Source organism: Clostridioides sp. ZZV14-6153 (assembly GCF_020657855.1).
Lineage (GTDB): Bacteria > Bacillota > Clostridia > Peptostreptococcales > Peptostreptococcaceae > Clostridioides.
Genome location: NZ_JAGWCZ010000001.1, coordinates 324,725 through 346,800, shown reverse-complemented (window position 1 = coordinate 346,800; position 22,076 = coordinate 324,725). Strand labels below are relative to the sequence as shown.

19 protein-coding genes are annotated in these 22,076 nt (G+C 28.1%); 7 read left to right on the top strand and 12 right to left on the bottom strand.

Features of this window, described 5'->3' with window-relative positions; genetic code table 11:
- Position 1 precedes the first annotated feature (1 nt).
- Entirely contained in the window at positions 2-1,069 is a 1,068-nt protein-coding gene (locus KGF46_RS01625; protein WP_227841943.1) for a dipeptide epimerase, read from the bottom strand.
- Positions 1,070-1,409: 340 nt separating this feature from the next.
- Between KGF46_RS01625 and KGF46_RS01620 the strand changes: the two genes are divergently transcribed.
- Positions 1,410-1,976 (top strand): helix-turn-helix domain-containing protein, encoded by a 567-nt coding sequence (locus KGF46_RS01620; protein ID WP_227841944.1) that lies wholly within the window; start codon positions 1,410-1,412, stop codon positions 1,974-1,976.
- Positions 1,977-2,177: 201 nt separating this feature from the next.
- Here the strand turns inward: KGF46_RS01620 and KGF46_RS01615 are convergent, their stop codons facing one another.
- Genes KGF46_RS01615 through KGF46_RS01600 form a run of 4 tightly spaced genes read right to left on the bottom strand, consistent with a single transcriptional unit; the run spans position 2,178 to position 5,949 of the window.
- Entirely contained in the window at positions 2,178-3,164 is a 987-nt protein-coding gene (locus KGF46_RS01615) for a biotin-dependent carboxyltransferase family protein (protein ID WP_227841945.1), read from the bottom strand.
- Positions 3,165-3,193: 29 nt separating this feature from the next.
- Complete coding sequence (pxpB, locus tag KGF46_RS01610; protein ID WP_227854573.1) at positions 3,194-3,889, bottom strand: 5-oxoprolinase subunit PxpB; 696 nt, start codon at positions 3,887-3,889, stop codon at positions 3,194-3,196.
- Between the two features lie 19 nt (positions 3,890-3,908).
- On the bottom strand, positions 3,909-5,129 hold the full coding sequence (locus KGF46_RS01605; protein ID WP_227827256.1) for an NRAMP family divalent metal transporter: 1,221 nt from the start codon (positions 5,127-5,129) through the stop codon (positions 3,909-3,911).
- A 28-nt stretch (positions 5,130-5,157) separates the two neighbouring features.
- Complete coding sequence (locus tag KGF46_RS01600) at positions 5,158-5,949, bottom strand: LamB/YcsF family protein (protein WP_227827255.1); 792 nt, start codon at positions 5,947-5,949, stop codon at positions 5,158-5,160.
- A gap of 587 nt (positions 5,950-6,536) precedes the next feature.
- Here KGF46_RS01600 and KGF46_RS01595 point away from each other — a divergent pair.
- Entirely contained in the window at positions 6,537-7,166 is a 630-nt protein-coding gene (locus KGF46_RS01595) for a TrkA C-terminal domain-containing protein (RefSeq protein ID WP_227827254.1), read from the top strand.
- Positions 7,167-7,280: 114 nt separating this feature from the next.
- Here KGF46_RS01595 and glpK read toward each other — a convergent pair whose 3' ends face one another.
- A complete protein-coding gene (glpK, locus tag KGF46_RS01590) occupies positions 7,281-8,795 on the bottom strand; it encodes a glycerol kinase GlpK (protein WP_227827253.1) in 1,515 nt (504 codons plus the stop codon).
- Between the two features lie 260 nt (positions 8,796-9,055).
- On the opposite strand from glpK, the gene KGF46_RS01585 reads away from it, so the two are divergent.
- The 3 genes from KGF46_RS01585 (at position 9,056) to KGF46_RS01575 (ending at position 12,950) form a co-directional block, all read left to right on the top strand.
- The gene (locus KGF46_RS01585) at positions 9,056-9,598 is read left to right on the top strand and encodes a TetR/AcrR family transcriptional regulator (RefSeq protein ID WP_227827252.1); all 543 of its coding nucleotides are present in this window, start codon (positions 9,056-9,058) and stop codon (positions 9,596-9,598) included.
- A gap of 4 nt (positions 9,599-9,602) precedes the next feature.
- Positions 9,603-12,110: an MDR family MFS transporter gene (locus KGF46_RS01580; protein ID WP_227861757.1), complete on the top strand. Its 2,508-nt coding sequence runs from the start codon at positions 9,603-9,605 to the stop codon at positions 12,108-12,110.
- A 432-nt stretch (positions 12,111-12,542) separates the two neighbouring features.
- Positions 12,543-12,950 carry a helix-turn-helix domain-containing protein gene (locus tag KGF46_RS01575; RefSeq protein WP_227827250.1) on the top strand — a complete coding sequence of 136 codons (408 nt, stop codon included), beginning with the start codon at positions 12,543-12,545 and terminating at the stop codon, positions 12,948-12,950.
- 231 nt (positions 12,951-13,181) lie between these two features.
- On the opposite strand, the gene KGF46_RS01570 is transcribed toward KGF46_RS01575, so the two are convergent.
- Entirely contained in the window at positions 13,182-13,391 is a 210-nt protein-coding gene (locus tag KGF46_RS01570) for a hypothetical protein (RefSeq protein ID WP_227827249.1), read from the bottom strand.
- Positions 13,392-13,428: 37 nt separating this feature from the next.
- Positions 13,429-13,638, bottom strand: a complete 210-nt coding sequence (locus KGF46_RS01565) for a helix-turn-helix transcriptional regulator (RefSeq protein ID WP_227434281.1) — start codon at positions 13,636-13,638, stop codon at positions 13,429-13,431.
- Between the two features lie 298 nt (positions 13,639-13,936).
- Here KGF46_RS01565 and KGF46_RS01560 point away from each other — a divergent pair, with 298 nt between their 5' ends.
- Together KGF46_RS01560 and KGF46_RS01555 are read left to right on the top strand one after the other, a co-directional pair.
- Entirely contained in the window at positions 13,937-14,356 is a 420-nt protein-coding gene (locus KGF46_RS01560; RefSeq protein ID WP_227827248.1) for a helix-turn-helix domain-containing protein, read from the top strand.
- A gap of 227 nt (positions 14,357-14,583) precedes the next feature.
- Positions 14,584-15,039: a hypothetical protein gene (locus KGF46_RS01555; protein WP_227434279.1), complete on the top strand. Its 456-nt coding sequence runs from the start codon at positions 14,584-14,586 to the stop codon at positions 15,037-15,039.
- Between the two features lie 169 nt (positions 15,040-15,208).
- Here KGF46_RS01555 and KGF46_RS01550 read toward each other — a convergent pair whose 3' ends face one another.
- The 4 genes from KGF46_RS01550 to KGF46_RS01535 form a co-directional block, all read right to left on the bottom strand.
- Complete coding sequence (locus tag KGF46_RS01550; protein ID WP_227827247.1) at positions 15,209-16,006, bottom strand: N-acetylmuramoyl-L-alanine amidase; 798 nt, start codon at positions 16,004-16,006, stop codon at positions 15,209-15,211.
- Between the two features lies 1 nt (position 16,007).
- Positions 16,008-16,271 carry a hypothetical protein gene (locus tag KGF46_RS01545; RefSeq protein ID WP_227827246.1) on the bottom strand — a complete coding sequence of 88 codons (264 nt, stop codon included), beginning with the start codon at positions 16,269-16,271 and terminating at the stop codon, positions 16,008-16,010.
- Between the two features lie 253 nt (positions 16,272-16,524).
- Complete coding sequence (locus KGF46_RS01540) at positions 16,525-16,878, bottom strand: CD1375 family protein (RefSeq protein ID WP_227827245.1); 354 nt, start codon at positions 16,876-16,878, stop codon at positions 16,525-16,527.
- A 17-nt stretch (positions 16,879-16,895) separates the two neighbouring features.
- Entirely contained in the window at positions 16,896-22,073 is a 5,178-nt protein-coding gene (locus KGF46_RS01535) for a chromosome condensation regulator (protein ID WP_227827244.1), read from the bottom strand.
- Positions 22,074-22,076 lie beyond the last annotated feature (3 nt).

Genomic DNA, 22,076 nt, shown 5'->3' with positions numbered 1-22,076 from the left:
ATCATAAGTTCACTTCTATTCCTAAACCTGGTTTATTTACAAGATTCATAATATCTCCATCCATTTCAAATCCTCCAGATATACTTTCTAATTCTTCACAAAACATAAAACTATCAAGGTCAGCTTCTGTTATATTCTTCTTAGATGCTATTAAATTGGCTGCTGCTGTTATACCAATCCTTGTTTCAAGCATACATCCTAACATACAATTAACCCCACTTGCTTCAGCTATATTGTTGATTTTTATTGCAGGATAAATTCCGCCAGATTTCATTAACTTGATATTAAACGTATCAACTGCATTTTTCTTTATAGCTTTAATTGCATCTATTGGTGAATGTAATGACTCATCTATCATAATCTTGGTATTACTCTTATTTCTTATGTAGGCAGTTCCATCTAAATCCCAATGTGGAAGTGCTTGTTCAATCGCATCAACACCAAATTTTTCTAGTTTTTTGATAGTATTTATACTACTATTTACATTCCAACCTTGATTTGCATCTATTCTAATTCTTATATTATCTCCAACAGCTTCTCTAATTAATTTTACAGCTTCAATATCTTCTTCAGGTCTTATTCCAGCTTTAAGCTTCAATATTCTAAAACCTTCTCTAACTCTTCCCAGTGCTTCTTCCGCCATTTTCTCTGGTTTATCTATACCTATAGTTACATCTGTTTGAACTTTGTTATCATATCCTCCAAGAACCTTATAAAGAGGTACATTCATAATTTTACCTTTAAGGTCATACAAAGCTATATCAATTGCTGCTTTAGCAGAAGTATTACCTATTATGATTCCATCCATAATTGTATGTATAGTTTCAATATCCAATGGGTCTTTACCTATAAGTTCCTTCTTAAACATAATTAATATAGAAAGTACAGTATCTAAAGCTTCACCTGTAACTGCTGCAAGAGGAGCAGCTTCTCCAAATCCATAGTAACCTTCATCAGTCTCAATTTTTAAGATTATGCTCTCTCCATATTCAATTGTTCCAAACGAAACTACAACAGGCTTTCTTAATTTAATTCTTAATTTCTCAAATTTAATATCTGTTATTTTCATGTTAACCTCCTTATTTTTGAAGTAATAATTTAATTTTTTTACTTTTACACTTCAAATTATATTATTACTTCAATACTTCTGTCAATATAATTTACTGAAAATTTACTTTTTTCTAAAATATTCTACAATACCACCCTTTAAATTAATAATCATAAATTAAATTCTTCTGCATTATATTAATTCATCAATAATTTATTTTTATAAGATTTTATTTGCATCTCACTAATTGCTAATTCTTAAAATCTTCCATGCATCTTTCTTGCTACTACTTCTATGTTATGCTATAATTACTTTGTTTTAATCGAATATTTTGTATAAATTTTATTATTTGGAGGTTCTTATGCTAGGGGAAAAAATGAGAAATATAAGAAAAAACAAGAAAAAAACACTAAGTGATGTTTCCAAATTGACAGACTTATCTATAAGTTATATATCTCAAATCGAAAGAGATGCTATCGAACCATCCCTGTCTTCATTAAGAAAAATCGCTGAAGTTTTAGATACTCCTTTATATATGTTTATGGATGATAATAATACTGATGATTTAGTCATCAGAAAAGAAGATAGAGTTATGATGAAGTTTCCAAAAAGTGAAATGTTTTATGAGATAGTATCTCCAATGCCAACAGCTGATTTTGCACCTTCAATTTTACTTGTAGAATTTGAACTTAATCCAGAAAGTGAAGATGCTAAAGATTGTATCTATCATGCATCAGAGGAAATCATGGTAGTAACAAGTGGTATAGTTGATATTTGTATGGGTGAAAAAATAGTAAGATTAAATCCAGGGGACTCAACATTTATAAAAGCCAATGTACCTCATAAAATCATCAATCCAAGTAAAGATACAATAGCTCGTGGATATGGTGTTATATCACCTCCCATTTGGCCGATAAAGTCCAAGTAAATATCTATAATACAATTGTTTAATACTTAAAATGTTTAATACATAGAACCAAAACGTAAGCTCTTTTAAAATTAATGTATCTACTCAAATAAAAATAGCTATTTGACTAATTCAAACCATTTTAATAATGGCAAATAGTAAATAGCTATTTCTAAATTGTATTTTAAATTGTAACAAAAATTAATATTAATTAAATTTAAATTAAACCGCTATATCATTTAATACTTTGGCTTTAACAACTCTTATATTTTTCATACTTTTATATATATCTTGAATCTTATCTTCTTGTTCTCTCAATAATCTATGAGCTTCATATATATCTACAAACTCAAACTTTACTACATCATTTGGTTTTGCTTGTGACAACTTATATAAATCTACACTTATAACATTCCCTATTTTAGTATAGCCACCACTAGTCTGTCTATCTGATAGCATTATAATAGGTTTCCCATGTCCAGGTACTTGTATAGCTCCATAAGAAATACCATCAGAGATAATATCTGCTCCATTAAGGTGCTTTATACTCTCTCCATCTAGTCTACAACCCATTCTATCTATTTCATTTGTAACTTTGTATTCATTTGATAAGAATTTTTCTACTTCATCTTTAGAAAAAGCATCAAATTGAGGGCCTTTTACAATTCTCAGTACTATTTCTGAACTATAATTTGGAATATATTTTGAATTTAATTTTTTATTTATTGTAAAATCTTTTTCCTGAGCAAAAGTATTTATATAATCGCCTTTTTTAAGTGCTCTACCTTCAAATCCACCAATCTTAGCTCTTGTATAAGTTGATTTACTTCCCATTGCAAGTGGCACATCTATTCCACCAGCTATTGATACATATGCTCTAGCTCCTGATTTTACACCTCTAAATGATAATATGTCACCAGGATTTATTTGATATGACCTCCAATTTTGAATCTCTTTTCCATTTATTCTAGCTCCTAAATCTCCGCCAGTTACTGCTATTTGTGTATATTCATCAAAGGTAATTGTAGGACCTAACATTAGAACCTCCAAAGAAGCTTCATCTTCAGAATTTCCAACTAATATATTTCCTACTCTATGTGCATATTCGTCCATTGCTCCACACCCAGATACACCATATTGTCCATATCCAACTCTACCTCTGTCTTGTATTAATGTTTGGAAACCTCCTAATTCTACTTTAAATCCCATATATACCACTCCCTGCATTATCACTATTTTTAAACACTTAAATTATTTTTTTCAATTTCTATAAATTCATCTAAAGTTATTGGAACAAACTTTATAAAATCTCCAGCTCGAAGTAAAATTTGCTCTTCTCTATTTTCATCATATAGTTTTAAAGGTGTTCTCCCAATTATTTGCCATCCACCAGGGCTATCTATAGGATATACACCTGTCTGAGAACCAGCTATTCCCACACTTCCACCGTAAATTTTAATTCTTGGTACTTCTAATCTAGGTGTAGCTATTCTTTCATCCATTCCACCTAGATATGGAAATCCAGGAGTAAATCCTAACATATATATTAAATACTCTCTGCCTGTGTGTATATTTATGACTTCATCTACAGTCAGATTATTGTAGCTTGCAACAGTTTCAATATCTATACCAAATACCTTATCATAACATACTGGAATTTCATGCATTTTAGGTTTTGGTAGCTCTATACTTTCTAAATTATTTTCTATTTTTTTTAAACTCTCAATTAAACTATCAAAATCTATTTTCAAGGGATTGTAACTTATCATAAGTGACCTGTATGTTGGCACCATTTCTGTAACAATACCTTTAAGATTTGATATTTCTATCGCTCTCATAAACGAAATTACTTTTTTATTTATATCTTCTGATATCTCATTTCCAAATTCAGCAACTACTGCTTTGTCTCCTGATAGCAAGTATCTAGTTTCCATAAATGTCACCTCTTCTAAATTAAGCAAATAAAGTACTTAGACTACTAAGAGAAGTTATTCCTGCATAAGCAGATATTAAAACTACTATTAATCCAAATATCAAAAGCCATGTAGGATGTTTATAATCACCAACAATATCTTTTCTCTTAGATGCTATAAGCATTATTCCTAAAGTTATTGGAAGTATTAAACCATTTAAAGCACCTGCTAAAATTAATAGAGTTGCTGGTTTACCTATAAATGCCATTATAAGTGTTGATATAGCTATAAATGCTATTATAAAGTACTTTTCATTTTTTGCTATAAAAGGATTTAACGTCTTTAAGAAGGAAACTGATGTATAAGCAGCTCCTATAACTGATGTAATTGCAGCAGACCATAATACAAGCCCAAAGAATTTATATCCTATCGCTCCTGCACTAAACTTGAAAGCTGAAGCTGCTGGATTTTCTGGGTCAAGTTGAAGCCCTTTTGAAACTACTGCTAATATTGCTAAAAATAGAAGTACCCTCATCATAGTTGCAACCAATATCCCTAAAAGAGATGATTTAGTTATTTCTTTTATATTTTCTTCACCTGTTATTCCAGCATCTATTAATCTATGTCCTCCAGCAAATGTTATATATCCTCCAACACTTCCTCCAAGTAGAGTTATTATTGGAAATATCAATGTCTTTGGATTTTCTGGTTTTACCATTCTATAAACTGCTTCTCCAACAGGAGGATGATTTGATATTGCTACATATCCAACTATAATTATCATGCCTAATGCTAAAAACTTAGTTATCTTATCTACTAAAGAATTTGAATTCTTTGACATAAATACAAATATTGCTATTAACCCACTTAATATAGTTCCTAATGTCATATTCATATTAAACATTACATTCATACCAAGTGCAGCTCCACCAACATTTCCTATATTAAAAGCTAATCCACCAAGGCCTACTAAAAAAGCTACAAAGTAACCCAAGCCAGGTACTATTTTATTTGCTATATCTTGACCTCTAAGCCCTGATACACCAATTACTCTCCATACATTTACTTGAGCTCCTATAAAAAGGATAGTTGTAATTAATACTACAAATGAAAAACTTGGCCCAAAATCTTGAGTAAACTGTGCTGTCTGAGTTAAAAACCCTGGCCCAATTGCTGATGTTGCCATTATAAATGCGGCTCCTATAAGTGCCCCAACGTCTTTTTTACCTTTTTCTTTATCAGTAATATTTTTTGTACTCATATTTTATTTCCCCCTCATATTATCAACCTTACAATATGTCCTCTGATGAACAAACTTCCATATTTTCTAATGGACAAACTTCTATACTTTCTAATTCAAAACGTTTTCTTATTTCTTTAACAAACTCTATTGCCTTTGGATTGTCTCCATGCACACATATAGAGTCTGCTTTAATATGTATAATTTCACCAGTTATAGTTTCCACTGTTCCTTCTTTTACCATCTTAACAACTCTATCTATTGCAGTTTCTGTATCATGTATAACGGCTCCTTCTACATTTCTTGGAACCAAAAAACCGTTGCTATCATAGGCTCTATCTGCAAATACTTCATTTGCAAACTTAAGTCCAATCTCTTTAGCTGAACTTATCATTTCACTATTATATAGCCCTAACAAAGTAATATCTTTATTAACTTCATATATAGCTTCACAAATAGCCATGGCTAAATTTTTATCTTTTGCAGCCATATTGTATAAAGCTCCATGTGGCTTTACATGCTGTATATTACATCCATTTGAACTTGCAAATGCCATTAATGCTCCCAATTGATACTTTGTATAATCTTTAGCTTCTTGTTTTGTTATTTTCATCTCACGTCTTCCAAATCCTATTAAATCTAAAAAACCTGGATGTGCTCCTATTTTAACTCCATTTTCTTTGGCAAGTTTTACTGTTTTATCCATGTGACTAGGATCTCCTGCATGAAATCCACAGGCTATATTAGCTGATGAAATATATTTTAAGACTTCTTCATCTAAACCAATCTTATATGTTCCAAAACTTTCTCCTAAATCGCTATTTAAATCTACTTTATACAATTTATGACCCCCCTTGCTAACATTTTGATAGAATAAGTAGTTTTAATTTTTAAATTTTGTTTATTATATATATTGCATGAAATATTTTATTACTTGTATGCATTTTTATTTTTCCAACTATTTCAATACATTTAATTAATATAATTTTACCATTTAAGGAATTTTTTTGCAATTATTTTAAATCGACATTCATTTGTAGTTCTTTTTCAAAAAACATTTTTCCTATTTTTTAGTTAATAATTAATTATTTATAGATAAATTATAGCTTTTGACTTTCATTTTTAAAGCATTTTTCAATTTTAATAACTTTATATGCAAGACAGAAGTGTTTTTTTTCATTCATTTGTTTATTTCATCTATATAATTATTTATTTTTCTCCATAGAATGTCTTTACATTCCCTTAAATACTTCATTACATACTTTGAAGAGCAAAATAAAAATATGTATACTAAATGCACGTTAAAATATTATTTTAAAAAAACGACAATATTTGTACATAATGTAGACATATAAATTTATAAATTATACAATAGTATTATTAAGATTATATATTTTTTAACATAAATTTTATATTGGAGGAAAAACAATGGAAAAAAACTATACTATGCCAATATACCAAAAGATAGCTTTGGATATTGCAAATAAAATATATACAGGTGAAATACAGGAAGATTCAGTATTGTTTGGACGCTCTGTTTTGGCTGGTAAATACAACGTATCACCAGAAACTATAAGGAGAGCTGTTAAAATTTTAGAAGATATTGGTGTTGTTAAAAGCATAAAAGGTAAAGGTGTTATTGTATTATCACCAGGCAAAGCTTCTTCTTTTATAAAAAAATATAGAGACATTACAAATATATCATCATATAAATCAACACTTTACAATTTAATAGATACTAAATCAAATCTAGAAAATGAAATCTTAGATACTATAAATAAAATTATAGATTATTCTAATAGACTCGAAATAATAAACCCCTTAGTGCCCGTTCAGTTCACAATAAATTCTAATTGTAAGTACATTGGCCAAACAGCTGCACAAACTAAGTTTTGGCAAAATACAGGGGCTACAATCGTTGCAATTAAAAGAGGTGAGGAACTTATAATCTCTCCTGGTCCATATATTGAATTTTTAGAAGGAGATATTCTTTTGGTTGTTGGAGACCAGCATATTTATAATTCTATACCAATGTTTTTATACGAAAATGAAAAATAGATTATACTACTTGGTTACAACTATACAAAAATATAAATTTGAGAATAAAAAAGTAAAAATAAAAAAGTAGAGCTTTACAAAAGCCCTACTTTTAAATTCAAATGCATCTAACCTTTAAAGGTCTTGCTCATCTTCTTTTTCCCAACTTAAAGCTCTTGACACAGCTTTCTTCCAACCTTTATATAATCTAATTCTATTCTCTTCACTCATATTTGGATTAAACTCTTTTTCGACTGACCATTTTGATGTAATTTCATTTCTTCCAATATAGAATCCTACACACAATCCTGCTAAATAAGCAGCTCCCAAAGCTGTAGTTTCTACTATTTTAGGTCTATCTATATCTACATTTAGTATATCTGACTGGAATTGCATTAAGAAATTATTATTACTTGCTCCTCCATCAACCTTTAATGACTTTAATTTTAATTTTGAATCGTGTTGCATTGCTTCTAATACATCTTTTGTTTGGTACGCAATTGATTCCAATGTTGCTCTAATTATATGCTCTTTTTTTGCACCTCTTGTAATACCCAATATTGACCCTCTAGCATACATATCCCAATATGGAGCACCAAGACCTGTAAATGCAGGTACTACATACACACCATTAGTATCTTCTACTCTATTTGCATAAATTTCACTATCGCTTGCAGATTCAATCATTTTAAGTTCATCTCTAAGCCATTGGATAGATGCCCCTCCAATAAATATACTTCCTTCTAATGCATAAGTTACTTTTCCATCAACACCCCAAGCAATTGTTGTAAGCAAACCATGTTTAGATTTAACTATATTGCTCCCTGTGTTCATAAGTAAAAAGCAACCTGTTCCATAAGTATTTTTTGCAGTACCTTCTTCAATACAATTTTGACCAAACAATGCTGCTTGTTGGTCTCCTGCGCATCCAGCAATAGGTATTTTAGCGCCTGATAGCATACGTTCATCTGTATGACCATAGACATAGCTAGAAGGTTTTACTACTGGTAACATACTTATTGGTATATCTAGTTCTCGTAGTATGTCTTTATCCCACTCTAAGTTATTTATATTGTACATCATCGTTCTAGATGCATTTGAATAATCTGTTATATGTACTTTTCCACGCGTTAAGTTCCATATTAACCATGTATCTATAGTACCAAATAATAATTCGCCTTGTTCTGCTTTTTCTCTAGCACCTTCTACATTATCTAGTATCCACTTTATTTTTGTTGCTGAAAAGTATGCATCTATCAAAAGACCCGTTTTTTCCTTTATCGATTCCTCTAATCCTTTACTTTTGAGTACATCACAGATTTCTGATGTTCTTCTACATTGCCATACTATTGCGTTATAAATCGGTTTCCCAGTATACCTACTCCAAACAATGGTAGTCTCTCTTTGATTAGTTATACCTATTGAAGCAATTTCTTCTGGTCTTATACCTGCTGTTTCTATGACCTCTCTCATTACCCCACTTTGTGAACCCCATATTTCCATAGGGTCATGTTCTACCCAGCCAGCTTTTGGATAAATCTGTTTAAATTCCTTTTGCGCAATTTTTACTATTTCACCTTTTTTATTAAATAATATAGCTCTTGAACTAGTTGTTCCTTGGTCTAGTGCCATTACATACTTCTTTTCCATCATTTTATTCTCCTTATCATATAATAATATTATTAACTTATTAAAAAGAAAAATCTAATATTACATAATTTTAGTACATATTCCTGTTTAAATATAAAAAATATAAATTTAATTAGATTAAATACTTATATAATAAGACATTTATTTTACACCATATCTATATATTAATATTATACATTATAGCTTTCATATTGATTAATAAATTTTAAAGGTTTATAATAAACAGTGTTCATAATAATTTTAATAGAAGAGGTGGTCAGATGCCTAAGATTTTAGAAAACGTTAAGGAAGATATACTAAAAGTGTCTCGAGATATGATTTTGGAAGAAGATTACTCAAATATTAGTATAAGAAAAATAGCTCAAAGGTGTGGTATAAGCGCAGGTACAGTATATAATTACTTCAAATCAAAACAAGAAATAATAGAATATATTACAAAATCAGAATGGGATTTATTGATAAGGCGAATTGAATACTCTAATAAAAATAGTGATAATTACATTGAAAAACTAAATATTATCTTTACAGAAATAAGAAATTTTATAAACAAGGTTCATAATATTCAATATGATGATTTTTTAGATACTTTTGGAGTGGAAAGATTTATCGAAATGAAAAAACATAAAAATGATTTTCATGAGCAACTTTCAAATAAAGTATATGAAGCTTTAGAACAAGAAAATTTCTTTAATAATGATAAATTAGTATGTAATATCATAATCAAAATGTTTTTTTCATACTCAACATATCTTCATATAGAATTTGAAGATTTAAAGCCATATATTGAAAAATTAATACATTAAGGTGGTGTTTACCTTGAATTCTAATACTAGTGTTCAAAGCAAAGATAATAATCCAAAGTTATTTTTAGTACTCACTCTCTATCTTCTAGGTATATTTATGGGAGCTATTGATACTGGAATAGTATCACCAGCAAGAACAATTATACAAAATAGCCTAGGTGTAAATGAAAAAACAGGAATTTGGATGATTACTATATATACACTAACATATGCGTCTGTAATCCCTATTTCTGGTAAATTAGCAGATAAAATAGGAAGAAAATATGTATATTTAGTTAGTATATTTCTATTTGGTAGTGGTTCATTAATCTGTGGATTATCATCATTATTTTCCAACTTTTATATTTTACTAATTGGCCGTGTTATACAAGCTATTGGTGGAGGCGGAATTATGCCAATTGCTACAGCAGAATTTGGAACCACTTTCCCAGAAAACAAAAGAGGCATGGCTTTAGGTTTAGTTGGAGCAACCTATGGTATTGCAAATATTTTAGGCTCAAGTATAGGTAGTACAATACTAAGTATATTTGGAACTCAAAATTGGAAATGGTTGTTTTTTGTTAATCTTCCAATATGCTTGGTTATAATTATTGGAGGAATACTATTTATTAAAAATAATAAGTCTCCATCTACAGAGAAAATAGATAAATTAGGAACATTAATGTTGATATGTATAATAGTATCTTTGTTATATGGTCTTATGAATATAGACTTTTTTAATTTTAAAAATTCTATACAAGATACATCAGTTTATCCTTATTTATTGACATTTATAATACTTATACCTATTTTTATATTTGTTGAAAATAAAGCTAAAGACCCTATTTTGAATTTCGAATATTTTTTAAATCCAAGAATACTAATAGTACTCATTCTATCTTTAATTGTTGGCATTGGAATGATGGGTATGGTATTTGTTCCACAATATGCTGAAAATGCATTAAAAATAAATGCTGGTTCTGGTGGATATTTTGTTGCCATATTAGGATTATTTGCAGGTATCGCTGCCCCTCTGAGTGGAAGACTTATCGATAAATTTGGTGCAAAAAAGATACTATTACTTGGATTTTCAGTATCTATGATAGGCTCTCTTTATCTAGTTTTAATTGCACTAAAAACCAATACAGTATTTAGTGTATGTGTAAGTCTAATATTTATGGGATTAGGAATGGGATTTACTATGGGAACACCTTTAAATTACATGATGCTTTCAAATACAAAAATAGAAGAATCTAATTCTGCACTTGCAACATTATCTCTGATACGCTCAATTGGAACTTCAATTTCGCCTGCAATAATGATTGGATTTATAGCACATGCGGGATTATCTGTACAGGATAATATTATGGATATAGTTGGTAAGCCATCAACACCTAAAATAGTTCAACTTGAAGAACTTGAAACTATGATAGATGATTTAAAGTCAGACCCAGAAATGGCTAAGAATTTAAAAAATATTTCTATACCAAATATGAACGATTCATCAAGTATTAATATGGATATGACAGATGGCAAACTACCAAAATACTTACTAGACAAAGTTCAATCATCAGATACAACCAATATTACCAACATCACAAAAGAAATATCAACAACAATGTTTGATGAAAAAGTTCCTTCTGTAATTACAAAAATAGAATCAAATGTTCAAAAAGGAATAAATGGTACTCAAAGTGGAATAAATGGTATTGAGAAAGGTGAAAACAAACTAAACAGTGGCATCAAAGGAATTCAAACTGGTATTGACAATATGGTAAAAGCTAGAACTGGTATTAATCAAGGAATAGCTGGAATAAAAAAAGGTATCGCTGGAACTGATAAAGGCATAAAAGGTATGGAACAAGGTATAAAAAAACAAGATAAAGCTATAAATGAAATGACACTTGCTTATAATAAAATACCTACAATACCACAAGGTACTACTCCTCCTGATAACGAAAATTCATCAAATAATCAAGAACAAAATAACACTAGTAATTCTGACTCAAACAGTAATAAAAATGATTCTACAGAAAATAAAAATAATAATTCTAGTGAGAATAAACCAAATTTAAATGAAAAAAAAGAAGCTCTAAATGCTCAAATACAACAACTTAAAAAAGCAAGAGCTGAGTTAAATACCAAATTACAAAAAACTAAGTCTCAAAGAAAACAATTACGTAAAAAACTTAAAAACATGGAATCTCAAAAGAAAGAACTTCAGACAAAATTAAATGATTCCATGAATAAAAAACAAGACATGGAAAAAGGTTTTGACACAATGGAGCAACAAAAAAAATCGCTTCAATTAGTTCTAGCAAAGACACAGGAAGTAAAAGATGAAATACCAAAAGCTTTTAATAAGTCAAAACTCGATTATATAAATTCTATAGAAAACAATAAAATAAAAATAGAAAATACACTACAATCTACTCTAAATTTAGGATTTAGACAGATGTATATAACAGTTTTTTGTGTAAATTTACTTGCATTCATAATATTGTTATTCTATAAAGAAAACAAAACTAGATAAACAAGTCCAATAGTATTATATTGTAAGCTTATGCTATATTTTAAATATTTGAAATTCTTTATCTTTAACTAATATAAACTACAATATAATACTATTCTCTTCCTAATATCTATTCTTAATATAATTTTTATATATTCTTCATTATTAGAAAATTATATTTTCATATCCAAGTATACTTTAAAAGTAATCTATAAAATATATTATTAAAACTACTTTATTTTCAATATCTACTTTTGCCTATTAAAAGATATCTATAAATCAAAATAAACCATATATTTTCAATTATAATATGTTAAAATCATAGTATGAGTATATTAATTTAAGCAAAATGTCATTTAGACTTTATTTTAGTAATTTTATAGAACAAAAGGAATATATCTCGATTTTTAATGTCATTTAGACTTTTATTTATGAAAAGAAAGGAGTGTGTTCATGGATACTTTAGGAAAAAGAATTGCTTATTTGAGAAACTCCAGAAAACTTACCCAGCGTAAACTTATGGATATTTTAAAATTTGAAAACTTAGGTAAGTTTGAAACTGGAGGTAGGAAGCCTAATTGCGATATATTAATGTCAATAGCTGATTATTTTGATGTTAGCACTGACTGGCTTCTATATGGAAAAGAAAAAGTAAACTCCAATAATAGTGTTGAAGAAAATAAGGAAGATTATTTGTATAATCTACATGTAACTGATGACGAAATGATGATATTAAATCTCTATAGGCAATTGAATGAACGTGATAAAATAAAAATAGAAGGAATGCTAGAGTTTAAGATATCTGAATATAATGAATTAGAAAAACATTCTCCTTCTGATAGTAACGATAAACCAGTTTAAACATACATAACTTGATACGAATTTACATCATTTATAAAGATTCTTTTTTTGTGCTAAATTGACAACTAAAATATGGATATTAAGTTGCTCAAATAAACTATAATTTAATTACAAACACATTTATTGTAGTTAGATTAACATATCCATATTTTAGTTTATATGTTTTTTATATGTTTTTAAAAATATTCTATCTCACTATGTAATTCTTTCTATCTCTAATTAATATATTATTTATGTCTTTAATTCTTCCAACATCTTTTTATATACAATTGTACATCCTTTGTAATTTTCCTCTCTAAGAAGGATTGAACATGAAGTAGAATATTTAGTTAAAATATCCAGTTTTTCCATGTTTAAACTTCGTACACCATTGAGAGCTGTAATAAAATCATCAATTGCTCTACAGCACTCTATTACCCCTTCTGAATCTAATTTACACATAATAATATGCCCCTTCTTCATATATTAGTTATTAATATTAATCTTCTTCTGAATATTCTATATTAAGCAATTGATAAATTGATGATTTATATTTTTTTCCTGTTCTTCTGCCATTTAAAATAGCTGACAAATAGTTTTCATTAACACCGACTTTTTTTGCTAATTCTCTTTGAGTCATGTTTAATTCAATAAGCCTTTGCTTGACCTGTATTCCCAAAAAAGGTATCCATTTTTTTCGAGTATCCATTTAATCAAGTTTCCTTTCTAAGTGGATTTATATTTAATTTTATTATTAAATTTATACACCTCCCTCTGTTTAGTATATTTTTTAAATATGTACAAATATTAAGTACATGAATTTATTTAATACTAAATAAGATTTTTTGATTACTTTGTGCTAAAATTAGGATGTAATTTCGTATCATTAAATTAATTATAAGGTCACTTTGACCTTAAGTCAATATTTTTATGTCATTTTGACCTTAATTTTGCAACTATTTATATTTTAAAAAGTCTTTCTGACATTAATTGAATGGAGAGTGTTTATGGATACTTTAGGAGAAAGAATTGTTTATTTAAGAAAAACAAAAAAACTTAAGCAATATGAATTAGAAGAAATGTTAAACTGTGATAATTTGAGTAAATTTGAAAGAAATATTAGAAAACCAAATTATGAGATATTAAAATCCATAGCTGATATATTTAATGTTTCTGTAGACTGGCTATTAAATGGAGATAATATATCACAAGAATCAAATTTAATTTGCGATTCCTCACCAAACTATCCATTTAATAGCATAAGTTCTGATGAAATAAAACTTTTAAAAAACTTTAGAAAACTAAGTGATTATGATAGAGCAAAAATAGAAGGTATGATTGAATTAAAACTTCATGAATATGAAAAAGAGAAAGACTTTGAAAAAACTGAGTATAATAAAAATAAAGATAAAAAAATAGATGAATAATTTTTATGTTGCTTTTGATACGATTTTACATCATTTCTTTGCTCTAATATTTTTATTTCATTTATTTTCTTTTTTATAGTTTTATGATAAAATAATTAGTATATTTTGCTTTACTTGAATGTAATTATTTATACAAAAGTCAAACATAATATAAATGTAGTAAATTTTTAGTTTCAAGTAATCTCTCGTTATTATAACTAAATATTTATTAAAATTAGGAGGATAAAATGGGCTTAAAAGACAAATTCGCGCAATCATTTGCTAGATCAAAAACTATGAGTGGCCCTGAGAAAAAGGCTAATGAAATAATGGGTAAATTACTTCTTAAGAAGGCTATATTACCTATCGTTTTAATGTTCGTGATAATAATCGCTGGAGCTATGCTGAAAATCAATTCTTGGGTTACACTTGGCATAAATTTAGTTATTGCTGTTGGTGCTTTCTTCTACATAAGAAATTCTAGTAAAAAGTATCAAAACTTTAAACCTTATGTTGGCAATTTGATTAGTTTAGAGAAAAAAGGTAAAAAAGAGTATGTTGCTATCATAAAACAAGGTAAATTACCAGTTAAATTACAAATTGCTTATGGTGGTGAAGACCTTGAACATATTAAGAAAAATCAAATGGTTCAAATAAGTTATAATCCAGATGCTAAGATAGCTATTTTAGTTAACAGACAATAATTTTATAGTTTAATTATAAAAAGAGGTAGCATTTAATGCTACCTCTTTTATATTTGTTCATTTTTTCAATTTGTTTCGTTTTATTTAGTTTTCTAATTAAGCTAATTTATTCAAGTTTCCTATCTATTTGTTTTACACATTTATTTATATATATTTCTTTATTTGTATTTTAATTATGCTTTTCTAAGTACTTTAACACAAGCTCAAAAGTTTCTTTTCTATCATGCCCAACAAATTCAATATATTTATCAGAATAATTTTTTACGACTTCAGTAGATTTTCCACCTATAGAAAAAATATTTTTTGCCATTTTATTTTTATAGTCCTTTATATCAATTAATAAGCTTTTTTCTATATAAAATGACATTATGGTTGCAATTGCTTTATCAACTTCTCCAGAATATACTATTACATTTTCATAAGATTCCTGTAAGTTATCTTCTTCTTTTATATTTTTATTTAAAATTCCCTCTGCTATTAGTTTTGCAATTGTGTGTTTGCTTCTAATATAATAATCAGTGTCTACTTTACTGTCTACAAAACAAGTTTCGATTAGTATTGCTGGTGCTTTTGTATGATTAAGCCAGTATAGGTTTCTTATATCTTCTTTCGCTCCTCTATTTTTAAACACAGTTGAAAGTTTTGAGTTTACTCTTTTTGCATATATTTCTCCGTTATTTGTTTTATATATTGTTTCTGTTCCCATAGGATTTAGAGTTGTTTTATTTGCATTAAAATGGATTTGTACTGCTAGGTCTACATCTTGTTTGTTGGCTATTTGGCATTGTTCTGATAGATATTCATTTGATTTGTCTATTTTACCAGTATATGTTGTTGCTCCTCCTAGTTTTAGCCATTTTACTATTAGGTCTGTTAGGATTCTGTTTTCTTTTCCTTCGTCTATATAGCCAACTGCCCCAGTTCCTTTTCCTGACAATGTGTGACCTGGTACTATTGCTACTTTCATATTATACATCTTCTTTTTGTAACATATCTTTTATATCAGTTACATTTTCTTTAATTTCCTCTACATCTATCTTCATTATTCCCATCTGTACAAGTATATTTTTATTTATTTCTTGTTGTTGAGTAGATAATTCTATAAAATTCTCTACAGTTTTTTTGTACATATCTCTATCTTCTTTTTTCTCTTCCATAGTGTTTTTAAATAGAAGAGCACATAATATCCCTATTGCCCCTAGACTACTCAATTCGGTTACTAACTTATCCATTATAGTCTCCTATCATCTAATTTTTTTATACTTACATCTTGAATTTTTACTATATTTTAATATCATATAGTACTCTATATTTTGACACTGCTACTTATATATTTAGTGTTTTAATTTTTTATTTCTTTTATAAATTAATTAAATCTATAAAATATTAATATAGCAAAAAATAAGTACAAGGTCTTGACTTTAGTAAGTAAGACCTTGTACTTTGCATAAAAAAAATAACTACTATATAGTTATTCTAAGTTTACTATTCAACTGGTATTTCTAGTTCTTCACATCTAATTCTAACTTGTTCTCTAATTATTGTTGGTACCTCTTCTATAGTTTTCTTTCCTCTTAAAATTAATGCTACATATACTTCTACCATTCCACTTTCACCTCCAGATTTTGATGTGTTAAATGTGCTTATACTGCGAACTTCATTGACAAGACTTTGACTTAATAACATCTCATATATTTCTGCATTTGCTATAAAGTTACTTGTTATATCATCATCTTGCTTTACTTGACCTGCACTTATGTCTGAAATATCTTTATATTGCATTTCTACTTTTCTACCTTGTTTGATTTGCTCTATTTTGTTTTTATCAAATTTAAACAATTTTTAACACCTCCATTTTAAGCTTCTGATTCGTTGTTTTCTGCATCATATCTAAAAATCATAGATGGACGTTTTATAGCTGTCCATTTATCTCCTTTTTCTACTATGATTTTAGGTTGAGCACTTTTTATGTTGGCTTCTTCTAATTCATAGATTTCTTGATAGCTTGAATCTGATTTTTTAATTTCAACTAGTTTCATGTCTTTAAATAAATCAGATTTATTTATTTTTACTTGAACCTTAGTCTTATTTATTAATTGATATATAGGGTCTCCAAGGTTTAAATCTTCTTCAAGACCTCTATCTAGTGTAATTGTAATATCTTGCTCATTAGATGTTGTATTGACTACTTTGTACATTCTATTGCCTATCATAACATAAGAGTCTTTAATTATAGAATTTCCAGTACTCTCTTTAAAAATAAATAAAGATGCATATAAATCATCACCTTTACAGTAAGCTCTAAATAGTATCTTATTCTCTCCTATCTTAATTTTATCTGGTGGTACTTCAAATGATATTTTTTCAGTAGTTAAGTCACTTATAGATTTTATACTTTCTCCATTTATAAGCATTTCTATTCTGCTTATATCTTTATTAGGGTCTTGTATTTTTATCTTAATTGATGAAATTGACTTTTCAGTAATTTCTATAGCAGCATTTGTTGTTCCTACTTCTGATATAATATATAATGTATTGTCTGTTGCAAGCACATCCTTTACTGTATTTACATCTTCAGAAATAGGTACTATAGTAAATTCTTTTAAAAATTCTACTGGTTGTTCAATTTTATATACATCTCTATTTTTCCCAGTAACCCATACTGAATTATCATTTTTAAGTACTAATATATGGTCACTTCCAAAAGATTTTATTTCTCTTATGTCTGTTAATGCTTTTGTAAAGAACTTAATTATAGTATTTTCACTATCACTTCCTAATCCTAAAGTACCTTTATCATTATACCCTTGTACAAATAATTCATTGCTTGTAGTTACTACTAATGTATAGTTTTTACCACAATGTACTTCTTTACAGCTAGATACAGTTGTAATTCTTTGTAATTCAGTAACTGGATTATTATGACCTATACCTAATTGGTACTCTGAGTTTTTACCAATAGACCAAAGACTATCATCAGATTTTATAAAGTAAGTAAAGTTATCTCCACATGAAACATGTTTTACATCTGATATATTAATCTGCACAAATTCATCTACTTGATTTATAGACAAGTCTTGTAATAGTTCTCCATGGTAGTTTGTACCACATCCATACATTGTTCCATCATTAAGCAATACAATAATATGAGTTTTAGAAATAGATACTTCTTTTATATTTTCATATGGAAGTTCAGTATAAAGGTCTCCTTTATATAAGTTTCCTAATACTAAGCCATAGTCTATATCTTTTGTAGTAGGTATAACTATCTTATTGTTTAGAAGTATAAAATTATGTCTATTTTTAATAGATGTTAAATCTCCCATTACAAAATTCATATGCTTATAATTAAATATTCTATTATCATTATTTCTACTATCATATCTATTACCAACACCTAATTGCCCATAATTATTTAATCCACAAATATATATATCATTAGTATCTTTTATTGCTATATTAGCATACTCTAGAGGAAGTATTTTCTTTACTCTTGTATTGGTTTTTATAAATGTATCTCTTTTTGCTACATCACCAAGACCTAATTGTCCATAATCATTAAAACCTGTGCCATATAAGTCACCATTATCACTTACATAATATCCACATCTACAACTCATACTTATGTCTTTTGCCTTTGATGCTATTTTTTTAATCTTCTCTGGAGTCTCACTTCCTGTACCTGAACCATTACTACATTTACCTGCAGTATATACATCACCTTCACTTGTAAGTAAAAGTACTGCATTATTTCTGTTTGGAGCTACTTTTACTACATTTGAAATTGGAATTTCAGAAAATGAACTTTGATTACTATTACTATTTAGACCTAAGCAATAATCAGTATTTAATCCTGTACTATATGCCGTATTATAGATTGTTATTATATAAGTATTTATTTCATTTGGTATAACTTCTTTTACATTTTCCATACACTTTATAAAACTGTATTGGTCAGTAGTATTTCCCATACCTAGCTGTGAATTATTATTGTATCCACAACAATATGCAATATTCGTATCCTTTACAATGAATGTTGTTGTATCTGAGCAGTATACATCTCTTACATTGGTTATATTGTTCACTGTAAATGTCAATACATCTGGATGGTTACTTTCACTTCCTAAGCCCAGTTGCCCATGAGTATTTTCTCCACATGAATATAGTGTGTTATCATCTTTGATTGCATGTGAGTGAGTAGTTCCTAAAACAACATCTCTTACATTTTGTATATTTACTTTGGTAAAGGTATTTCTGTTTACTATATCACCTAGTCCCAACTGTCCTTTAGTATTTAATCCTGTAGAATATAGTGTTCCATCATTTCTAATTGCAAATGTTGTGTTACCATCTATACTTGTTGATATTTTCTTTATATTATCAAGGTTTATTTGAGTAAACTTATTTCTATTTATTGTATCTCCCAAACCTAATTGTCCATAGTTATTATTTCCTGTGGCGTAGGCTGTACCATCATTTTTGACTATAAACATTGTATTTCTTGATGTTGTAATTTCTTTTATATCATCCATAAATATAAATGAGTTTGATTGTTCAGTTATATTTGTGAATTTTCTTATTGGTTCATTATTATATTCTCCTATACCTAGTTTGTTAAATTGATTTGCTCCTGTTACGTATATATTATTCTTTTTATCTACTACTACTACAGTATTTCCTTTTACAATTATATCTTTTATGTCTTTTAATCCTGTATCATAATTACTTGCACCCTCTATATTTGTTGAATTCCCAAATTGCCCACTATTAGCAATCCCTTTTCCATATAACTTGGAATTACTATGATATATTATAAAATTACTTCCTAAATTAGAAATCTCAGAATTAATACTAGTGTAACTTTTATATCCAGTAATGGTTGAGCCAAATGTTTTTGGATATCCAGTAATATATGAACTTCCTTTCTTAAAAAATAATATATTATTTGACATCCCTATTACTTTTTCAATTCCACTAAAATCAGTCTCTTGTATAAAATAAGTATTATGATTTGAATTTGTAGCTTCAATAAAAATTCCATATCTTGAATAATCAGATATACTTGGACTACTATTTGATGTTCTTAAATATCCATGATATCCTGTTAAATAAACATAACCTCTTTCGTCAATTATTGCACAGCCATCATAAAAAGGAAAAACATCAGTTATTTTAGGTAACGTTCTAATGCCATTTGATGTAGAAGATGTTGAGTTTGTTCTACATTGAGATACTAGTGCTTTGCTTTGGTTATTATTATTTCCTGTACCTAATTGATAACTATAATTGTATCCAGAAACATATAGTTTCCCTTCACTGTTTATCATATATACAGAATAATCATATACTGCTATCTTTTCAATATTACTTATTCCCTGCTTATATGGATAATTAGAAGCTCTTTCTATATTATTATAAGAACTATTCCCCCAACCATATACTTCTTTTGAATGATTTAAGGCTATTACATAACTGCTTTCTACACAAAACTCCTTTATATTTTCTATTTCTATTTTTGTAAATATATTTCTATTAACTTCATCTCTTAAACCCAATTGTCCACTATTATTTAAACCACAAGAATATAAAGTTCCATTATTCTTAAGCACAAAAGTAGAACTTCCACTTCCCTTTATATCCAAAACATTATCTATATCTACCTTAGTCATAACTGACCTATTAATAGTATCTCCCAGTCCTAACTGTCCATTATTATTTAACCCACAAGCATACAATGTACCATCATTCATAACAATAAACATATTGTTATTTGTCAACTCTATCTTCTTATAATCTTGAAAATTATCACTTAACTTTACATTTAAAAATTCACTATTATCCTTTGTAACATACAAATAATCATCATTGACCAATAGACCTGAATAATTATCTAAATTTGAAGATTGTACCTTTGAAAACTCATACAGAAAAGTTGTATGAAAAAATGAACCAAGTTGACCTGCTAAATTACAGCCAGATACAAATATCTCTTTTGAACCATTTATTAAAAAATTAAATTGAGAACCACACTTAATATCTTTTATATTTTCTACATTAACTTTAACAAAAGTATTTCTTGCTGCTACATCTTTGTTGGCATTTGCTAGTTGACCATAATTATTTTGTCCTGTACTAAATAGTGTATTATCATATTTTAATATCATAGTATGACCATTTCCACAAGAAGCATACTTAACATTATTTATACTAGAAAGAGTAAATACAATTGAATTATTATTATTTCCTGTACCAAGTTGACCAACACTATTAGCACCTGTAGTATACATAGTTCCATCATTCTTAATAAGGATTGTATGACTACTACCACACGCTATCTGTTTTACATTATCCATACCTTCTATTTTATTAAAAACACTCTTATTTAAAGTACTATTAATTCCCAACTGCCCACTTGAATTTAATCCACATGCATGTGCTGTCCCATCCATTTTTATGATAAATACAGATTGATTATAAGTTACTACATCCTTTACACTATCTATATTCACCTTAGTGAAAGTGGCTCTGTTGTTAGTATCACCTAGTCCAAGTTGACCACTTGAATTTAAACCTGCTGAATATAATGTTCCATCATTTTTAAGTATAAAAGTAAAGTCATAACCACATGCAACAGTTTTTACATCATCTATCGGTAACTTAGTAAATTCATAATATACTGTAGACTCAATTACACCTAATTGACCTACATTACTCGTTCCTGCTCCATATGCAAATCCATCTTTAGTTACTGCTACACTATGCTTTGAACCACAAGATACGTATTTTACATTATCAATTTTTACTTTACTAAACATCCTTCTCTCTGACGAATCCTTTCCAAGTCCTAATTGAAAACCTGTATTATCACCACAAGCATATAAATTCCCATCTGATTTTAAACCAAAGGTACTATTACTTATACCAGTAAAAAATGCTACAAAATCATAATCATTATATCTTTTATCAAAATCATCAATCAATATATTCTTATCGTTAAAATAAGCACCACGTTGTAAAAGTTTATTTTGCTTCATTAT

Bases quoted from the DNA above. Each gene is read 5' to 3' on its own strand.
- KGF46_RS01560 (WP_227827248.1), top strand. From the start codon at position 13,937: ATGGATACTTTAGGAGAAAGAATTGTTTATTTAAGAAAAACAAAAAAA.
- KGF46_RS01550 (WP_227827247.1), bottom strand. From the start codon at position 16,006: ATGAAAGTAGCAATAGTACCAGGTCACACATTGTCAGGAAAAGGAACT.
- KGF46_RS01555 (WP_227434279.1), top strand. From the start codon at position 14,584: ATGGGCTTAAAAGACAAATTCGCGCAATCATTTGCTAGATCAAAAACT.
- glpK (WP_227827253.1), bottom strand. From the start codon at position 8,795: ATGGAAAAGAAGTATGTAATGGCACTAGACCAAGGAACAACTAGTTCA.
- KGF46_RS01535 (WP_227827244.1), bottom strand. From the start codon at position 22,073: ATGAAGCAAAATAAACTTTTACAACGTGGTGCTTATTTTAACGATAAG.
- KGF46_RS01615 (WP_227841945.1), bottom strand. From the start codon at position 3,164: ATGGGATTTAAAGTAGAATTAGGAGGTTTCCAAACATTAATACAAGAC.
- KGF46_RS01620 (WP_227841944.1), top strand. From the start codon at position 1,410: ATGCTAGGGGAAAAAATGAGAAATATAAGAAAAAACAAGAAAAAAACA.
- KGF46_RS01565 (WP_227434281.1), bottom strand. From the start codon at position 13,638: ATGGATACTCGAAAAAAATGGATACCTTTTTTGGGAATACAGGTCAAG.
- KGF46_RS01575 (WP_227827250.1), top strand. From the start codon at position 12,543: ATGGATACTTTAGGAAAAAGAATTGCTTATTTGAGAAACTCCAGAAAA.
- pxpB (WP_227854573.1), bottom strand. From the start codon at position 3,889: ATGGAAACTAGATACTTGCTATCAGGAGACAAAGCAGTAGTTGCTGAA.
- KGF46_RS01585 (WP_227827252.1), top strand. From the start codon at position 9,056: ATGCCTAAGATTTTAGAAAACGTTAAGGAAGATATACTAAAAGTGTCT.
- KGF46_RS01570 (WP_227827249.1), bottom strand. From the start codon at position 13,391: ATGTGTAAATTAGATTCAGAAGGGGTAATAGAGTGCTGTAGAGCAATT.
- KGF46_RS01595 (WP_227827254.1), top strand. From the start codon at position 6,537: ATGGAAAAAAACTATACTATGCCAATATACCAAAAGATAGCTTTGGAT.
- KGF46_RS01545 (WP_227827246.1), bottom strand. From the start codon at position 16,271: ATGGATAAGTTAGTAACCGAATTGAGTAGTCTAGGGGCAATAGGGATA.
- KGF46_RS01605 (WP_227827256.1), bottom strand. From the start codon at position 5,129: ATGAGTACAAAAAATATTACTGATAAAGAAAAAGGTAAAAAAGACGTT.
- KGF46_RS01625 (WP_227841943.1), bottom strand. From the start codon at position 1,069: ATGAAAATAACAGATATTAAATTTGAGAAATTAAGAATTAAATTAAGA.